The 17,182-nt window shown below is 42.8% G+C and carries 17 protein-coding genes; 5 read left to right on the top strand and 12 right to left on the bottom strand.

The genetic code is table 11. From position 1 onward, the window contains the following. Position 1: 1 nt before the first annotated feature. From pfkA to dnaE, 6 genes are all read right to left on the bottom strand, one after another. Positions 2–961, bottom strand: coding sequence for a 6-phosphofructokinase (pfkA, locus tag ON01_RS17955; protein WP_010532409.1), 960 nt, complete (start codon positions 959–961; stop codon positions 2–4). A 129-nt stretch (positions 962–1,090) separates the two neighbouring features. Further along, complete coding sequence (accA, locus tag ON01_RS17950) at positions 1,091–2,047, bottom strand: acetyl-CoA carboxylase carboxyl transferase subunit alpha (RefSeq protein ID WP_029329191.1); 957 nt, start codon at positions 2,045–2,047, stop codon at positions 1,091–1,093. Beyond that, entirely contained in the window at positions 2,044–2,904 is an 861-nt protein-coding gene (accD, locus tag ON01_RS17945) for an acetyl-CoA carboxylase, carboxyltransferase subunit beta (protein ID WP_010532407.1), read from the bottom strand. The genes accA and accD overlap by 4 nt, the downstream gene beginning before the upstream one ends. A 113-nt stretch (positions 2,905–3,017) precedes the next feature. Further along, a complete protein-coding gene (locus ON01_RS17940) occupies positions 3,018–3,632 on the bottom strand; it encodes a FadR/GntR family transcriptional regulator (protein WP_040912610.1) in 615 nt (204 codons plus the stop codon). A 32-nt stretch (positions 3,633–3,664) separates the two neighbouring features. After that, positions 3,665–4,864, bottom strand: coding sequence for an NADP-dependent malic enzyme (gene ystJ, locus ON01_RS17935; protein ID WP_175284981.1), 1,200 nt, complete (start codon positions 4,862–4,864; stop codon positions 3,665–3,667). A gap of 360 nt (positions 4,865–5,224) precedes the next feature. Next, positions 5,225–8,590, bottom strand: coding sequence for a DNA polymerase III subunit alpha (dnaE, locus tag ON01_RS17930; protein ID WP_010532404.1), 3,366 nt, complete (start codon positions 8,588–8,590; stop codon positions 5,225–5,227). Between the two features lie 145 nt (positions 8,591–8,735). On the opposite strand from dnaE, the gene ytrH reads away from it, so the two are divergent. The 3 genes from ytrH to ON01_RS17915 all read left to right on the top strand — a co-directional run bounded on the left by ytrH (position 8,736) and on the right by ON01_RS17915 (position 9,870). Continuing rightward, on the top strand, positions 8,736–9,068 hold the full coding sequence (ytrH, locus tag ON01_RS17925; RefSeq protein WP_010532403.1) for a sporulation membrane protein YtrH: 333 nt from the start codon (positions 8,736–8,738) through the stop codon (positions 9,066–9,068). Then, a complete protein-coding gene (ytrI, locus tag ON01_RS17920) occupies positions 9,068–9,568 on the top strand; it encodes a sporulation membrane protein YtrI (RefSeq protein ID WP_010532402.1) in 501 nt (166 codons plus the stop codon). The genes ytrH and ytrI overlap by 1 nt, the downstream gene beginning before the upstream one ends. Before the next feature lie 104 nt (positions 9,569–9,672). Beyond that, positions 9,673–9,870 carry a YtzJ family protein gene (locus ON01_RS17915; RefSeq protein WP_010532401.1) on the top strand — a complete coding sequence of 66 codons (198 nt, stop codon included), beginning with the start codon at positions 9,673–9,675 and terminating at the stop codon, positions 9,868–9,870. A gap of 115 nt (positions 9,871–9,985) precedes the next feature. On the opposite strand, the gene ON01_RS17910 is transcribed toward ON01_RS17915, so the two are convergent. Next, on the bottom strand, positions 9,986–10,933 hold the full coding sequence (locus ON01_RS17910) for a DHH family phosphoesterase (RefSeq protein WP_010532400.1): 948 nt from the start codon (positions 10,931–10,933) through the stop codon (positions 9,986–9,988). Positions 10,934–11,137: 204 nt separating this feature from the next. On the opposite strand from ON01_RS17910, the gene ON01_RS17905 reads away from it, so the two are divergent. Beyond that, the gene (locus ON01_RS17905; protein ID WP_010532399.1) at positions 11,138–11,431 is read left to right on the top strand and encodes a YtpI family protein; all 294 of its coding nucleotides are present in this window, start codon (positions 11,138–11,140) and stop codon (positions 11,429–11,431) included. Between the two features lie 64 nt (positions 11,432–11,495). On the opposite strand, the gene ON01_RS17900 is transcribed toward ON01_RS17905, so the two are convergent. The 5 genes from ON01_RS17900 to ON01_RS17880 form a co-directional block, all read right to left on the bottom strand. Beyond that, complete coding sequence (locus ON01_RS17900) at positions 11,496–12,803, bottom strand: DRTGG domain-containing protein (RefSeq protein ID WP_010532398.1); 1,308 nt, start codon at positions 12,801–12,803, stop codon at positions 11,496–11,498. 78 nt (positions 12,804–12,881) lie between these two features. Continuing rightward, the gene (locus tag ON01_RS17895; RefSeq protein ID WP_010532397.1) at positions 12,882–13,103 is read right to left on the bottom strand and encodes a hypothetical protein; all 222 of its coding nucleotides are present in this window, start codon (positions 13,101–13,103) and stop codon (positions 12,882–12,884) included. A gap of 71 nt (positions 13,104–13,174) precedes the next feature. Then, positions 13,175–13,930 (bottom strand): prepilin peptidase, encoded by a 756-nt coding sequence (locus tag ON01_RS17890; protein ID WP_029329190.1) that lies wholly within the window; start codon positions 13,928–13,930, stop codon positions 13,175–13,177. A gap of 135 nt (positions 13,931–14,065) precedes the next feature. After that, positions 14,066–14,746: a metal-dependent hydrolase gene (locus ON01_RS17885; protein WP_010532395.1), complete on the bottom strand. Its 681-nt coding sequence runs from the start codon at positions 14,744–14,746 to the stop codon at positions 14,066–14,068. A gap of 367 nt (positions 14,747–15,113) precedes the next feature. Further along, positions 15,114–15,785, bottom strand: a complete 672-nt coding sequence (locus ON01_RS17880) for a PspA/IM30 family protein (RefSeq protein ID WP_010532394.1) — start codon at positions 15,783–15,785, stop codon at positions 15,114–15,116. A 203-nt stretch (positions 15,786–15,988) separates the two neighbouring features. Between ON01_RS17880 and ON01_RS17875 the strand changes: the two genes are divergently transcribed. After that, on the top strand, positions 15,989–17,086 hold the full coding sequence (locus ON01_RS17875) for a M24 family metallopeptidase (protein ID WP_010532393.1): 1,098 nt from the start codon (positions 15,989–15,991) through the stop codon (positions 17,084–17,086). The last annotated feature ends 96 nt before the right edge of the window (positions 17,087–17,182 follow it).

Here is a 17,182-nt window from a genome sequence, read left to right as displayed (position 1 = left end):
CTCATATCGACAGTTCTTTGGATAATTGATACATGTCCAAGTCTATTTGATGTTTTTCTGCTAAAACTTCAGATATATCATGGCTGACCAATTGGTTGTTTTGGATGCCTGCTATTTTTCCCGCTTCACCATTCAACAGCAGGTCAATTGCCTGGGCGCCAAGACGGCTTGCCAGCACACGATCTGATGCAGTCGGAGAGCCGCCGCGCTGAATGTGACCTAATACGGTTACACGCGTCTCCAGGTTAGCTGCTTCTTTAATCTGTTCGGCATAATCAAATGCACTGCCGACACCCTCGGCAAGAATGATGATGCTGTGCCTTTTACCGCGCTCCTGACCTCGTCTGAGACGCTCAATGATTTCCCCGAGTTCATCCTCTTTCTCAGGAATAAGAATACTTTCCGCACCATCGGCAAGGCCGGCCCATAGTGCCAGATCGCCTGCATCTCTGCCCATGACTTCAATAATAAATGTCCGTTCGTGCGAAGAAGCAGTATCACGTATTTTGTCAATCGCTTCGATTACGGTATTTAAGGCCGTATCAAATCCGATAGTAAAATCAGTACCAGCAATATCATTATCTATGGTGCCCGGGATTCCAATACACGGATATCCTTTTTCAGTCAGTTTTTGCGCCCCCCGAAAACTGCCGTCACCACCAATCACAATCAGACCTTCAATGCCATGTTTTTTCATTTGCTCAATACCTTTATTCTGTCCCTCATCATATTTAAATTCCTCACATCTAGCAGAATGCAATATCGTACCGCCGCGCTGAATAATATCACCGACAGAACCGATGTTCATTTTTTCGATACTGCCATCAATCAACCCCTGAAACCCGTTTTTAATACCATAAATTTCGATTTCGTGGTAAATGGCTTTCCGTACAACCGCACGGATAGCGGCGTTCATACCCGGGGCATCACCGCCGCTTGTCAGCACACCAATCTTCTTCATGCTTTCACCTCATGTCTTCGTTGTTACTACTTCCAAGATAATTGTAAACGGCAAAAATATCAATTATTCAGCTAAAAACCTCTAGGCAACCCCTTTGAAGTGCGAAAGAGGCTGACGCCTGTCAACCTCCTAAAGCTGTTTATAATCGCCGATTTTTTGATACTTTTCCCATCTCTTTTCAAGTAATTCATCTGATGCCAGGTTATGCAGGTCTTCCAGTGATTTGGCCAAAACGGCATCAATATTTTCAGCCTGCATTTCAATATCACGGTGTGCACCGCCTCTTGGTTCGGGAATAATGCTATCCACAATATTAAGCTCTTTCAGATCATATGATGTAATCTTCATATTTTCTGCTGCCTGTTTTGCCATTCCAGAGTCTTTCCAGAGCAGAGCTGCCGCGCCTTCAGGTGAAATCACCGAATAGGTGGAATTTTCCAGCATATGGATCTGGTCACCAACTCCCAGTCCCAGCGCACCACCGCTTCCACCTTCTCCAATAACAATACAAATAATCGGAACAGTGAGCCCGGCCATTTCCATCAGGTTTCTGGCGATCGCTTCACTTTGACCGCGTTCTTCGGCAGCCTTGCCCGGATAGGCTCCCTTAGTATCTATAAAACATATAATCGGCCGGTTAAACTTCTCTGCCTGCTGCATATGCCGCAATGCCTTGCGATAACCTTCAGGGTGCGGCATGCCGAAGTTACGGCGGATATTTTCCTTCGTATCCTTGCCGCGCTGATGCCCGATCACGGTCACAGGCTTATCCTGGTAGCGTGCGATGCCGGAAACGATGGCTTCATCATCGCCGTATAAACGATCACCGTGAAATTCAATAAAATCCGAGAATAACCGTTCAACATAATCAAGTGTTGTCGGCCGTTCCTGATGCCTTGCCATCTGAACACGCTGCCAAGGTTGAAGGTTTCCGTATATGTCATTTTCCAGCGTTTCAAGCCGCTTTTCAAGTGTGGTGATTTCATCTGTTAAATCAATCTCACTGTCGGCTGTAAACGTCTTTAATTCAGCAATTTTGTCTCTTAGGTCTACAATCGGCTTTTCAAAGTCCAGCACTTGTTTCATGAAACCTCCCCGCCTTTCTGGTGCATGGAAAGCAATCTTGAAAGAAGGGATTTTAATTCATGCCGGTGAACTACCTTATCAAGCTGGCCATGTTTTAATAAAAATTCGGCCGTCTGAAAATCATCCGGAAGTTTTTCGCGAATCGTCTGTTCAATAATGCGACGGCCTGCAAAGCCAATCAGGGCCCCTGGTTCAGCGAAATTATAATCACCGATCGATGCAAAACTGGCAGAAACTCCACCTGTAGTCGGATGTGTCATGACGGAGATCATCAGACCGCCTGACTCGGAAAAACGCTTCACGGCAACCGACGTTTTCGCCATTTGCATCAAGCTAAGAACACCTTCCTGCATGCGAGCACCGCCAGAAGCAGTGAAGATAATAAACGGTAGTGATTGAGTATTCGCTTCCTCAATGGCACGGGCGATTTTTTCGCCTACCACCGACCCCATACTTCCCATCCGGAAACTGGAATCCATGACACTAAAAGCAGTCAACTGGCCGTCGATTGACCCCTTCCCTGTCACAACACCTTCATTCAATCCGGTTTTATTTCGATCCTTCTCAACTTTGGCTTCATACTCGGGAAATTGCAACGGGTTTGTTGTTGTAAGCTGTTTGTCCCATTCTTCAAATGATCCCTCGTCGAATAAACTATCAATCCGCTCCCAGGCTGTCATCTGATGATGGTAGCCGCAATTCGGGCAAACATTGATGTTTTTGTTCATTTCTTTACGGTAATAGATTTTATGACAGTTTGTGCATTTTTTCATTAATCCTTCGGGAACTTCAAGTTTGCTTTCTTCACTCGGTATTGTAGCGTATTTCTTTTTCTTGCCAAAAAAATCTTTAAGCAAGGGAATTCCTCCTTTATTAAAACAGCAAAGGCAAGCTTTTATTCACTGTACTAAGGAAGCACTCAGCTGATATCACACGTCTCTTCAGGGATTAAAAGCCAAAAAACCGGAGATTACTCACTTGCCGGCAGTGCATAAAATAATTTTTCTATTTCACCATAATTTTTGTAGCGATAGAGATTTATAAGTTCCAAATAAAACGTTTGGTCGTAAGAAATACTGGAAATACTGTAGGAAAACTCATCCATAAGTTGCCACACCCTGGCGAGCAAGAGATTTTCGGTTTTGTAAAATAAAAATTGAAAAAAAGCCACATGTTTCTCATTGCTGTTTAAGGTCGTGTCATGTACAATTCCATACAATTCCTTGATATCCTCTTCGCAAATATGATCATAAGCAATTCTTGCCGCTTCTTTTTCAATAATTTTTTTAGCAAATAACAGATCGTTCTTTGTTTTGGCTCCCTGAAGAACAAAGGACGACAGCACTTCAACTGAGTGGTAAGGCCGGTAATGGCTTAAAAATGTGCCTTCACCGTGCCTTGTTTCAATCAGTCCCAGCAATTCCATTGCCCGCAGAGCTTCACGGACGGAAGATCTGCCGGCCTGCAGCTTTTCTGAAAGTTCCCGCTCAGATGGAAGTTTATCCCCCGGCTTTAATTCATGAGTATCGATGTATTTACGGATTTCATGCAAAACCCCTTGATATACTTTTTGTTTTGGTGACATGGACACCGCCGCAGCCACTCCTTTAAGAAGTTTTATTCCTCATCAATTTTTGTGAGGCTTCTTGTTTTTTCGGCCACACTTTCAGGATCAACATTAATTCTGGCGACACCTGATTCCATTGCGGCACGTGCAACGCTCGATGCAACCAGAGGCGCAACCCTTGGATCGAATGGGGCCGGAATAACATAATCTTCGTTCAGCTCATCCTCTGTTATAAGTGATGCAATAGCTTCAGCTGCAGCTGTCTTCATCCGTTCATTGATGCGGGTTGCCCGGACATCCAGAGCCCCTCTGAAAATACCTGGAAATGCAAGGACATTATTAACCTGGTTCGGGAAGTCAGAGCGGCCGGTTCCAATCACTTTGGCACCCGCTTCTTTTGCATCGTCTGGCAAAATCTCCGGATCAGGGTTTGCCATGGCAAAGATGATTGGATCGTCATTCATTTTCTCTACCATTTCTTTGGATAAAAGACCGCCGACAGATACACCAATAAATACATCTGCATCTTCAAGAATCTCTTCTAGTGATCCTTCTTTTTTATCTTTGTTGGTCATTCTGGCAACTTCTTCCTTGACCTCATTCATGCCATAGTTTCTGCCTTCGAAAATGGCGCCCTTTGAATCACACATAATCATGTCGCGCACGCCAAAGTTATACAATAATTTCATAATTGCTATACCCGCTGCACCGGCCCCGTTAGCAACTACTTTGATATCCGAAAATGATTTGCCGGATAGTTTCAGTGCATTAATTAGCCCGGCAGCCGTCACAATGGCCGTACCATGCTGATCATCATGAAAAATAGGGATGCTTGTTTCTTTCTTCAGGCGTTCTTCAATGATGAAGCAGTTTGGTGCCGCGATATCCTCCAGGTTGATACCGCCGAATGTCGGCTGCATCATTTTAACAGTCTCAACGATTTTATCAACATTATGCGAGTCCAGACAAATTGGAAAGGAATCCACCCCCGCAAAACTCTTAAACAGGACTGATTTCCCTTCCATTACAGGCAGTGACGCTTCTGCTCCGATATTACCCAGACCCAGCACCGCGGATCCGTTACTTACGACTCCAACCATGTTTCCCTTCATCGTATATTCATATACGTCATCATGATGGTCATAGATTTCTTTGCATGGCTCCGCCACACCGGGAGAATATGCTAAACTTAAATCCCGTGCATTACGGACAGGCACTTTTGCTTCTGTTGAAAGTTTTCCTTTATTCATTTTATGAATATGCAACGCTTCATCTCTTAAATCTGGCACACTATCCACTCCTTTATAGGGTAGCCCAATAAGTCATTTTGGCTATTCTTCTCAAACCGTCCATCCATGTGGGCAGCCTGGAAGTCACTAAATGTTTTGGGAATCAATTTGACAAGGTGGTCAGACCACTTAGTGGTTTCATTATAACAAAAAGCCTGTCTATGTAAAGAATAAATTCAATGAGATGTTTATTCCCACTGAATATTAGTTGAAAAGAACCGAGTGTTTATAGGGCTGAAACATAACTAAAACCACTAACTCTTAAGCAGAACGATCCCGTTAATGCGGGAGAAAATGATTCAGTCTTTATTTTTCTTCATATCATTGTGCCCTGACCGAATCGAGTACAACATTGCCTGTACCAAAGTGATTTTGCAGCATATCCAGACAGGTTTCATCCGGCTCGATAAGATATTCATATGACAGCTGATAAGTCTGCCCTTCTTTCTGGTCGTAGACAATAACAGGCGTTCTGCCGTTGTTTTTATTTGCGATATCTTTAATAACTGTGAGTGCATTCCTGCGATTGTCTTCAGTTAATTTAATAAATAAACGCTCGCTTTGATCGATATCCCAGTCCTGCTCATTAAACTTTTCCATACCGGCCATAATCCATTGAAGCTGATTATTACGGCGCTCGACTTTCCCGGTAAATGCCACGAGCATTTCTTCGGCAAGCCAGCGGTGCACTTCCCTGTATAAATCCGGAAACACGACGGCCTCCATGTCACCTGTTTCATCGCCAATAGTCAAAAATGCCATTGGATCACCGCGCTTCGTACGGATTGTTTTAATCGTTTGTACGATTCCAGCACTTTTCAGGTTTCGTTTTCCTTCCATTTTTTCAGCATCTGACATGGTGATATAGCCATTTGCCTTTAATATATTCCGATAATTATTAAACGGGTGACTTGATACATAAATGCCGAGCAGTTCTTTCTCATCAGCAAGCTTTTTCATCACACTGAAATCTTCTATCGCTACATAGTTAACTTCCAGATCAAGCTTATCCTGGAACAGACTTGACTGTCCGCTAAACTCTTTAAACAGCTCCCCCTGCTCCAATGCCTGGTCAATTGATGCCAAAAGACTTGCCCGGTTGTCATAAATCTCATCAAACGCCCCTGCCATCACCAGTGTTTCCAATGTCTTGCGGTTGATCACCGACAGTGAAACCCTTAGGCAAAAATCAAAAAGACTTCTGAACGGGCCTTCTCTCCTTACCCGAATTATTTCTTTAATGGCCTGATGCCCGATCCCTTTAATCGACTGGAAGCCCATCCGGATTTGCTTATTTTCCACAGAATATTTGCCGAAGCTTTTGTTGATCGACGGCGGAACTAACGATAAACCTGATGCTTTCAATTCTTTTATATAGGTATCCGCTTTGTCCTGCTGATTGACTGCAGAACTCAATAATTCCGCGAAAAAACTAGCCGGATAATGAGCCTTCAGATATGCAAGCTGATAGGATATTTGACTGTATGCCACCGCATGACTTCTGTTAAAACCATAATTGGAAAACTTAACAATCCACTGGAAAATCTTCTCGGCAACAGGTTCCGCATACCCGTTATCCAGACAGCCCTGAATAAAAATGTCGTGCTGTTCATCCATCACCTGCTGCTGCTTTTTACTGACTGCCCGGCGCAAAATATCAGCCTGCCCTAGGGAAAAACCGCCAATATGGTGGGCAATTTGCATGATTTGTTCCTGGTAAATCAGGACACCATATGTTTTTTTCAAAATTGGTTCCAGATCGGGATGCAGGTACTCGATTTTCTCCCGCTCGTGTTTACGGTCGATGTAGACTGGGATGTTTTCCATCGGACCAGGGCGGAACAGGGCATTGACCGCCACAATATCCTCGAATGTTGTCGGCTTTAATCGTGTCAGAACCTGTTTCATACCTTGGGACTCCAATTGAAATACACCATTCGTTCTGCCCCGTTGAAGCAGATTGTAAGTATCCTCATCTTCAGCCGGTATATCTTCCAGCGTAATCGTTTGTTTTTCAGTATATTGAATTGTCTGCAGAATCCTTTCCAATAACGTTAAATTGCGCAGTCCTAGAAAATCCATCTTCAATAACCCGATTGATTCGAGGTCATTCATGGCATATTGTGTCAAATACGTATCATGGGTCCCGGCGGTCAGCGGAACATGGTCAACGAGCGGTTCCTCGCTGATAACGACCCCGGCAGCATGTGTTGACATATGCCTAGGCAATCCTTCCAGTTTCGCAGCAATGGAAAATAGAACCTTCAGTTTATCCGATTGTTTAACATATTCCTGAAGATCCTGTGATTCTTTAACATATGTCGCAATCGGATGTCTCGCTTGAACCGGCATTTCTTTTAAAATAAAACTAGCGTCCTGCTGGTCAACATCCATTGTCTTAAAAAGTTCACGCAATAGGGATCTGGCTGCAAATGTGCCAAATGTAATGATTTGACCAACATGTTCATTACCGTATTTGGCACGGACATAATCAATGACTTCATCCCGTCTGTGATCGGAAAAATCAATATCAATATCGGGCATCGTGACACGTTCAGGGTTGAGGAATCGCTCAAACAGCAAATCATATTTTATCGGGTCGACTTCAGTAATTCCCAGTACATAGGCCACAAGCGAGCCTGCTGCAGATCCCCTACCCGGGCCGACCAATATGTTATGCTCTTTTGCGTAAGCAACAAAATCCCAGACAATCAAAAAATAATCACTGAATTGCATTGACCGGATGACATTTAATTCGTAATCAAGGCGATCTTCTATTTCCTTTGTAACAGTCTTATATTTATGTGTTACATTTTCTTGGCATATTTTTTCGAGATATGTATGGGCACCCGTCTGTTCCGGAACAGGATAGGATGGCAGCATTCTCCTGTCAAAATCCAGCTTTACATGACAGTTCTCAGCGATGACACTCGTTTCCTCAATCACTTCAGGCCAATCATGCCCAAACAGCGCCTCAACCTCAGATGCCGACCGTAAATGACGTTCTTTAACCGCACGGTCGGTTATACGAAGCGGCCAATTTCTGTCATGCCGCATCGCACGCAAACAATCATACGCTGCGTCATCTTTTTTATCAATGTACCTGACGTCATTTACCAGTACCGCTTTGGTGTGATTCGTTTCCCGGAAAGCTTTGATGGCCTGATTGATTCTCTCCTCTTCGCGCAGGCCATGGTCCTGGACACCAAGATAAAAATCTTCCCTGTCAAACATATGCCATTTTGTATCCAGGTATTCCTTCACTCGATCATATGGCTCATCCATTAATAATAAACCCGCTTGAGAATCTGCGGTTATTAAAATACAGATTAAATAATCACTGTAATATGCAAGCTCAGAGTGATCAATTCCATCTTTTTGCGATAATTGCAGTTGTGTGCTTAATCGGATTAAATTTTGGTAGCCCTGATTATTTTTAGCTAAAAGAATACAATAGTCCGGGCCCTCTCCCTCGGAAGTAACGGTCGCGTACATCCCAATGATCGGCTTTATCCCGTTCCGCTGGCATGCTTTATAGAATGGGATAGCGCCATATAACACATGTTCATCGGTAAGAGCCAGTGCCTCAAACTCTGCTTCACGCGCTTTTTCAGCCAGTTTTTCAACGGTGATGGTGCTTTTCATGAAACTGTATCCGCTCCGGACTTGTAAATGCGTAAACGACATGCTATCCCACTTCTCCTTTTATGTACGTACTTCAATTATAGCTAAACTTGTAACAAACTGCACTTTATACATTTCACCCACTCAGACATATCTTGTCCAGCCAAATCATAAAATTCTGGTAGTACGGTTACAAGGAGCGTTAATGATGGAAGAACGGTTCATAGCTCAGCTCATTCATTGTTTTTTCATAGCATTCGGTGTCATTGTGGGCGGCGCCATAATCGGCAGTATTGGCGCATTCGCAACAGGAGACGCCCCTTTCACCCAAATGAACAGGATTGCAGACAGACTACGAATCTGGGCCATTGTGGCGGCAATTGGCGGCACATTTGACGCTATCGCCAATTTTGAAAAAGGCATTCTGGATGGATCCACTTATGACCTCTTTAAACAAATCATGCTTATTTTAACAGCGATGGGCGGTGTTAAGGCCGGGATTATAATCATCAGCTGGCTGATTCAGGAGGATATCGGATAATGCATATACCACCGTATTTTAAAAAGAAAGCATTTCAGCGATTCCTGGCAGGCGCTTTTGCTGGTGCAGTCGTTGCCTATTTAATGTTTGTTTATATGCATGGTTCCATGTATGGACAGCTTCTGGAAGAAAATCGTGACCTGAAATCAGAGGTAACCGAACTGGAGAATCAAAATGAAGCCTTGCTGGAAGATAACGAAAATCTCGATGAAAAATCAAAAGAACCGGTTAAAGTGGAAACGATTGAAATAACGATTATAAATGAAGAGGACTTGCCTGACAGCCTAATTATACATGACCTGGAAGAATTAATAAAAGAAGAAATCGTTCATATTGTCGGAAAAGATGTATCAATTATTTCTGAAAGTGATGGGTTATTAAGGGCAACAATTGAGAACAAAGATTTCACAGTTGATGATTTTGCCTACCAATTTACTGTCGATACACTCATTATTCATAACACAGTTAAAATTGCAGTTGAGGCTGAAGTAGCCGAATAATATGACTATTTTATGAAACATTGATATTTTCACGGTAATTCCCTCTCTTAACAGCTATAATAACATTAGATTTAAATTATATTCTAAGAAGGAGTTGGATTAATATGCTAGTAATCAATCACCGCCGGCTGCGTGATGAAAAAATTGCCCAGCTAAGAAAGGGGATTACAGCTTATGCTGAGTCTGCAGAGTTAATCCGGCTGATGCAGCGTTCAATTGACCGAGAAGGCCTCTATGTTCATTATGAGCAAACCAACACCGGATGCTGGTTCATCCCATTTACTGCACAGAAAAGCTCCTAGAAACGACCGAATTATGTACCCCAGCCATCAGAATACAGCCTGCAGAACAACTCAACAGCCAAAACCTGCATAATGTCTCTATTAAAAGAGCTGCGACCGTTTAGGGCAGCTCTTATCACGCTTCATAATTCCTGCATGCTTCATCGAGATCTATAATCACTTTATCCGTCTCCTCCCAGGTATAGACAGTAGCTCCCGAAGCCATCGGATGTCCCCCGCCATTATATTTAGCAGCAATTTCATTAATGGCCGGACCTTTTGAACGAAGGCGAACGCGGATTATATCCTCCTCTTCAATAAATAATACCCAGGCCTTGATGCCTTCGACGTTGCCCAGAACGCCTACCAGCTGACCAGTTTCATTCGGACTGACGCCATGGTTGTCCAAAAGTTCTTTTGTTAATTTAACCGAACTCAACCCAAAGTCGGAAAGCTCAAATTGCTCCAGAATATAACCCTGCAGTTTCGCTATATTTTCTTTAATATCATATATGCCGTCATAAAGACTTGGGCGGTCAAAATCATATGTAACAAGTTCAGCGGCGTGCTGAAATGTTTTCTTACTCGTGCTTGGGAATAAGAACCGTCCGGTATCACCAACAATTCCGGCATAAATCAGACGAGCCGCTTCATCACTGACGATAAACCCGTCATTTTTTGCATGCTGATACAAGTCATAAATCATTTCGCAGGTCGAACTGGCGCTTGTATCCACCCACATTACGTCACCATATGGATCAACTTCCGGATGGTGGTCGATTTTTATTAGTTTTTCTCCCAATTTATACCGCTGATCATCGATACGGGCTGCATTGGCGGTATCACAGGCGATCACAAGCGCATTTTCATACGTATTGTCGTCAATCTCATCCATCGAAGCGAGAAATTCCAGGGCCGGATCGTCCTCACCGACAAGATAAACGCTTTTTTCGGGAAATGATTGCCTGATGATTTCTTTAAGGCCTGCCTGCGAACCAACCGCATCCGGGTCTGGACGTACATGCCGATGGATGATAATGGTCTTATATGATTTGATTGCCTGAATAATGGATTGTATGCTCATTTAATTCTCCTGACTTTTTCACATTTTAGTGGATTATATCACTTTTCTATTAAGCAAAAAAAAGCTACAATGTAATAAGACTTATTAGAGCGCGTTCAAAGAGAGGGCTAAAGTGAAACTTCATTCAGCGGAATGGTGTATTCATTACGACGTGTCATTTTTACCAGACTTTTTGAACAACCACTATTAACAGGAGCAGATAACATGATTATTTTTCCCATTATTATCGTACTCTCACTCGTATTTTGGGTCTATTACAAAGTAGCCATCATCAAAAGTGATGACGGGCTGACTCAAGCTTATTTTAACGGAAAATCCCGTATCTGTCTTGGAAGTTTTATCTTCTTTTTTGCCATTAACCAATACATATTCTATCAGACACAGATATCTTTATTTATTGGGATCGTTTTTCTAATTTTTGGTGGCACAAACTTATATACCGGTTTGAAAGAAACTAAACATTACCGTCAGGAATGGAAACGGCTGAATGCACAGTGAAGCTTCATATAGCGGGACACTCCCGGAATCGGCGATCCAGCCGATTCCTTTTTTATAGGACTAATTAACGGTCAATTAGCTGGGCCATCAGGAGTCCCTTTCCGACCATCTTTCTACCATTGAAGACTTCGATATCCATTTTAGCGTAAATACGGCCCGCTTCCATCAGTTTTGGTTTAATGATCAGATTACTGTCAATTTGCACCGGCTTCAAATAGTAGACAGTCAGATTCTCTACGACAAGATCACCTTTTTTATAATGACGCAGCAATTGACTGCCTGCTTCTGTCATTAATGCTGTGAACACACCATTGGAAAGTGTGCCAAGTTGATTTGTCATTTGCGGTGTTACATGTGCATGAAAAACTGTCTGATCCTCTTCTGCAGGATCCAGATTACTTGCAACGATATCATCAATCGTTTCACCGGTATGCGGCTGACGCTGTGTTTGCTGCAATGCCTTCAGAACATCCTGACGTGACACAACCCCAATCAGTCTATATGAGGCATCAACAACAGGAACCAGTTCAATCCCTTCCCAAACCATGATATGGGCCGCATAAGCAAGCGACGTTTTCTCCTGAACGGTAATTGGATTCCGCGTCATAATTTTTTCAACCAGAATATTTCGGTCCTTACCGATCAAGTCCTTTGATGTAATCATGCCGGCTACGCGTTCTTTTGCGTCGACGACCGGATACCTTGTATGGGCAGATTGATCGTTTAGCTCGTACCACCGTTCCAGTTTATTTTTTGTATATAAATATAGCGATTCATTATATGGTGTATAAATATCCCCGACAGACACAATATCTTTTTTTATCATCTGGTCGTAAATCGCCCGGTTGATCATGGCAGCGACCGTAAATGTATCATAGCTCGTCGACATGATGGGGAGCTGTTTTTCATCTGCCAGTTGCTTAATATCATCGTTTGTATCAAAACCACCCGTGATTAATACAGCTGCTCCTTCATTTAAAGCCAATTCATGTGCCTTCACTCGGTTACCGACAATCAACAGCGAACCAGCTTCGGTATACCGCATCATGGCTTCCAACTGCATTGCGCCGATAACAAATTTATTTAATGTTTTATGCAGTCCTTTCCGGCCGCCCAAAACTTGTCCATCGACAATTTTAATCACTTCCGCATATGTCAGCCGTTCAAAGTTTTCCTTCTCTTTTCGTTCAATCCGGATTGTTCCCACTCGCTCAATCGTACTGACAATGCCCTGATTTTCAGCTTCTTTAATAGCCCGATAGGCTGTACCCTCACTGACATTCAGCGTCTTGGCGACCTGCCTGACCGAGATTTTATGCCCGATTTCAAGTGATAAAATATGCTGCAAAATTTGTTCGTGTTTGGTTGCCATCCGGTTCACCGACTTTCAACTGTACTAATAATTATACTTACCCTTAATTATACAGTTGATACACTCAAAACTCAATGGTCACACTTGCTGACGCTGTCTTGTTCTTTCCTGTTCCATAATCGGAGGCTCCGTCATTTGTAAAAGTGTAGCAAAGTTTGACCCGACCACGAGAATAAAAAACCCGAGCCATGCTCCCCAAAATAAAAATGCTTCCGGTGTTACTGCACTGGGAATAACCGGCCAGGCAACATAAAGGAAAAAACCCGCCAAAAGCAATCGTAAAATTGCATAATGCTGCAAAACACTCCCCCCTTTGGTGTTAATCTATGATTTAAACAGGAGGGACAGAACTTACTGAGCAATTCTTTTCTCTACATCAAACCGTTAAAATACCAATTTAACAACACGTCTCCATTGAAATAGGTGATAACTGCTGCTGCAACAATATGGGGGCCAAAGGGAACCGGCTGTTTTCGGTCTATCACCTTAAAAATAAGTAATCCAGAACCGATGACAGCACCAATCACGCAGGACAGAAAGAAAACCACAAATATCTTCTCTAACCCCAGGACAATGCCCAAAAGACCAAACAGTTTCATATCCCCTGCTCCCATACCACCACGGCTTATGAGAATGATGGCTGCCAGAATTAGCACTCCCGCGAGACCTCCGGTAATGGAAGACCACCACGGTTCAAACGGCTGAATAACACGCATTATGATAAACAGAGGCAGGAAGAAAAGCAGGATTTTATTCGGGATCAGCATGTACCTAATATCCGAAACAAGAATAATCACCAGCAATGACATGAGTAATAACGCGGTGGCCAACTCCGGGGTCAGTCCGTTTTTAATATAGCAAAATGCAAATAGTACACCGGTAATCAGCTCTGTCGAGGGATACAGCAATGAGATATTTTCCCGACAATTCCGGCATTTGCCATGCTGGAGTATGTAAGATAAAACAGGGATGAGTTCATACCATTTTAATTGATGAGTGCATTGGGGACACATGGACCGATCATTGGTGAAAGGCTGTCTTTGGGGGACTCGCATTCCGACCACATTGAAAAATGAGCCGAAAATTAAGCCAAGAAGAAAGAAAAGCAGTATTAATATGGTATCCATAGCTGTGCTCCTTATTAATATTTATAGAGCGACTTTTCAGATAGTCTTAATGTATTATAGCATAACCTGGGGTATATGGCAGAGAAATTTTACAGGAATTAAAAAACGTGAGCATCGGTGCTCACGTTTTATTCCTTATAAATCTACTGAATCCCCTATTTTCATTGCGAGGCCATTACCTGTTTTTACCTTGGAGACAAATGCCTCAGGATCCTGTTCAATCACAGGGAATGTGTTGTAATGGACAGGAACAACTGTCTTTGCATTAATCCAGTCTGTTGCGATCAATGCGTCCTCAGGCCCCATCGTGAAATTATCACCAATCGGTACAAATGCAATATCGATATCATTCATATCACCAATCAGCTTAAGGTCACTGAACAATCCGGTATCACCGACATGGTAAACCGTCTTGCCATCAATTGTCAGCAATATTCCGGCCGGCATTCCAGTATAGATGATTGTGCCATCTTCTTCGGTAAAGGATGAACCATGAAATGCCTGAGTATATTTCACTTTTCCGAAATCAAACTCATGTGCACCGCCAATATGCATATTGTGAGTGTTCAGCCCTTTGTTACCGAGATAATCGGCAAGTTCATTTGGGGCAACAATCAACGAATCATTGCGTTTGGCAATTTCTTCAGTATCCCCGACGTGATCATTATGTCCGTGTGTCAGCAGGATGACATCTGCTTCAACAGATCCTGCATCTAAATCACATGCTTCATTTCCGGAAATAAACGGATCAATTAAAATGGTGTGCTTGTCTGTTTTAACTTGAACAACAGAATGTCCATGATAAGATACTTTCATGAATATCGCTCCTTTTGCAAAATAGTCCACTCTATATATTCAATAGAGCCATTGCTAAATCCTTTACCCGTTTTTGAATATTTTTATTCATAATGTTTCGGATATACAAAAACTAAGAGGTCGGGACAAAAGTATCTTTTTTAAACAAAAATCCGAACAACTAGAATAAATGGTTAGTGCAAATAATCCGCTCCGGAAACATACTCCGCTTTCCGCGGGCGGCTGGTGATCCTCCTCGTGCTTCGCACTGCGGGGTCTCACCTATGCCTCTGCTCCCGCAGGAGTCTACGTATATTTCCTTCGCTAAATCGTAGTATTGTTCGTCTTTAGAGTTGATAAAATTAGTTATGTCCCAGCCTCTTTCAATCTAATCTTTCCCCATTTTCTTCTTAAGTTCCGACAATTCTTCGTCAACTTCACTATGGTTGTTCAATTTGCCAAATTCATCATCCAGTGAACGGGTTTCGTGGGAAAAATATTCACTTGTATCGGCTTCCGCTTCATATTGCAGTACTTTTTCTTCCATCCGTTCGAAGCCTTTTTTCGATTCATCACTTCCGATCGCAGACATGGTCCGGTTCATTTTTGTTCTTGTTTTGGCAGATTCAGCCCGAGCCTGAAGGGTATCCTTCTTCAATTTCATCTGCTGGTATTCTTTTTTCATTTCGTCCAATTTACCCCGCAGCACATTACTATCCTTATTTGCTTGCTCCCATGACTCCTGCAGCATTTCAGCCTGTTGTTGATGTTCTGCTTTATCTTCAAGAGCTCGTTTGGCCAGATCGTCATTATCCGCTTCAATTGCTTGCTCAGCCTGATTTTGGCGCTTCTCAACTTTAGCCTGTGCATCGTCGGCTTTTCGTTTCAGCATTTTTTCATTTGCCATTTGCTTGGCAACAGCGGATTCGACCTCCTGTATGTCACCTTCCATATCGCGTATAAACTGATCGAGCATTTTCACAGGATCCTCTGCCTTATCCAGCATAGCGTTCAGCTCAGAGCCAACAACTGTCGACACCCGTTTAAAGAATTTAAACATGGCTTTTATCCTCCCTATTTTAATTTTTTACTTTATCATTTCACTCAAACCGTCATGCTTCTGTCTGTAATACGATATTTTTCAGAAAAAGTTTCATTAAACCAGCTAAAACTTTTATCAGGATGGGATATGTGGGACTAACGACTTTTTTGGGTACAGTTTGTTATACTGGGTTATATCAACATAAATAGGAGGGGCTTACAATGACGGATAGACTTAACACTCTTTACAGCAAACTTGAACATAACGGTCTTGATAGTATTCTTGTCACATCCAGTGCCAATTTTTATTACTTAAGCAATTATTACACAGATCCGCACGAACGCGTAATTGCTGTATATGTCAGCAAATATCATGACCCATTAATGATTATTCCCGCACTTGAGAAAGATGATGCCAAAAATGCCGGCTGGAAATACGACATGATCTCATACACTGACAGTGATAATCCATGGGAACTATTTTATCAATTCCTGAAGCGCAACAACAGCATCCCGGAGACCACAGCAGTGGAACAGAACCATCTGACCATCGAACGATTCAACCAGGTAAAGTCAATGCTTCCGGATACCCAGTTTAGCGATGCACAGGAAATACTGGCCAATTTAAGAGTCATTAAAGACCAGGAGGAATATGCACGTCTTAAACAGGCTGCTGAACTTGCCGATTTCGGTATTAAGACTGGCGTTGAAGCCATAAACAGTAACATGAGTGAATTGGAAATCATTGCAAAAATTGAATATGAATTGAAGAAACAGGGCGTTGAACAAATGTCCTTTGCAACCATGACCTTATCCGGTGCCAAGACGGCATCACCACACGGCACACCATCCATGAAAAAGGTTGAAAAGGGAGATCTTGTGCTGTTTGATCTCGGTGTTGTCTTCGAAGGGTATTGTTCCGATATCAGCCGAACAGTTGCTTATAAATCAATTAATTCTGAACAAGAAAATATCTACAATACCGTATTGGAGGCAGAAACAAAAGCAATCCAGGCTTCCAAAAAAGGAACGGCAGTCGGTGAAATTGATTTGGCTGCGCGGCACCATATTGAACAAGCCGGCTATGGCGACTATTTCATTCATCGCGTCGGTCATGGGCTCGGGATTGAGACACATGAATACCCATCAATGCACGGCCAAAACAGACTGGAACTTCAAAATGGCATGTGCTACACCATTGAACCCGGAATTTATGTACCGGGACAGAACGGTGTAAGAATCGAAGACATGGTTTTTATGACTGATAGCGGCGCCGAAACGTTAACCAAATTTCCAAAAGAACTGCAAATTGTCGATTAACGCTGATAAGCCGTTTCTGCAAAGGTAGCTGCGTGATAATTTATGTGTTTATCAACCGAATATAACTTCAGCACAACCAGCTCTTATCTTCCAAAC

Origin of the sequence: Lentibacillus jeotgali (genome assembly GCF_000224785.1) — a bacterium.
Taxonomy (GTDB): domain Bacteria; phylum Bacillota; class Bacilli; order Bacillales; family Amphibacillaceae; genus Lentibacillus; species Lentibacillus jeotgali.
The sequence above is the reverse complement of the archived record's forward strand: the minus strand, read 5'-3'. Positions and strand labels throughout refer to the sequence as shown.

Excerpts from the sequence above, each read along its gene's own strand:
- pfkA (WP_010532409.1), bottom strand. The coding sequence starts at position 961 with ATGAAGAAGATTGGTGTGCTGACAAGCGGCGGTGATGCCCCGGGTATG.
- accA (WP_029329191.1), bottom strand. The coding sequence starts at position 2,047 with ATGAAACAAGTGCTGGACTTTGAAAAGCCGATTGTAGACCTAAGAGAC.
- ON01_RS17940 (WP_040912610.1), bottom strand. The coding sequence starts at position 3,632 with ATGTCACCAAAACAAAAAGTATATCAAGGGGTTTTGCATGAAATCCGT.
- ystJ (WP_175284981.1), bottom strand. The coding sequence starts at position 4,864 with ATGAATAAAGGAAAACTTTCAACAGAAGCAAAAGTGCCTGTCCGTAAT.
- dnaE (WP_010532404.1), bottom strand. The coding sequence starts at position 8,590 with ATGTCGTTTACGCATTTACAAGTCCGGAGCGGATACAGTTTCATGAAA.
- ytrH (WP_010532403.1), top strand. The coding sequence starts at position 8,736 with ATGGAAGAACGGTTCATAGCTCAGCTCATTCATTGTTTTTTCATAGCA.
- ytrI (WP_010532402.1), top strand. The coding sequence starts at position 9,068 with ATGCATATACCACCGTATTTTAAAAAGAAAGCATTTCAGCGATTCCTG.
- ON01_RS17915 (WP_010532401.1), top strand. The coding sequence starts at position 9,673 with ATGCTAGTAATCAATCACCGCCGGCTGCGTGATGAAAAAATTGCCCAG.
- ON01_RS17910 (WP_010532400.1), bottom strand. The coding sequence starts at position 10,933 with ATGAGCATACAATCCATTATTCAGGCAATCAAATCATATAAGACCATT.
- ON01_RS17905 (WP_010532399.1), top strand. The coding sequence starts at position 11,138 with ATGATTATTTTTCCCATTATTATCGTACTCTCACTCGTATTTTGGGTC.
- ON01_RS17900 (WP_010532398.1), bottom strand. The coding sequence starts at position 12,803 with ATGGCAACCAAACACGAACAAATTTTGCAGCATATTTTATCACTTGAA.
- ON01_RS17890 (WP_029329190.1), bottom strand. The coding sequence starts at position 13,930 with ATGGATACCATATTAATACTGCTTTTCTTTCTTCTTGGCTTAATTTTC.
- ON01_RS17885 (WP_010532395.1), bottom strand. The coding sequence starts at position 14,746 with ATGAAAGTATCTTATCATGGACATTCTGTTGTTCAAGTTAAAACAGAC.
- ON01_RS17880 (WP_010532394.1), bottom strand. The coding sequence starts at position 15,785 with ATGTTTAAATTCTTTAAACGGGTGTCGACAGTTGTTGGCTCTGAGCTG.
- ON01_RS17875 (WP_010532393.1), top strand. The coding sequence starts at position 15,989 with ATGACGGATAGACTTAACACTCTTTACAGCAAACTTGAACATAACGGT.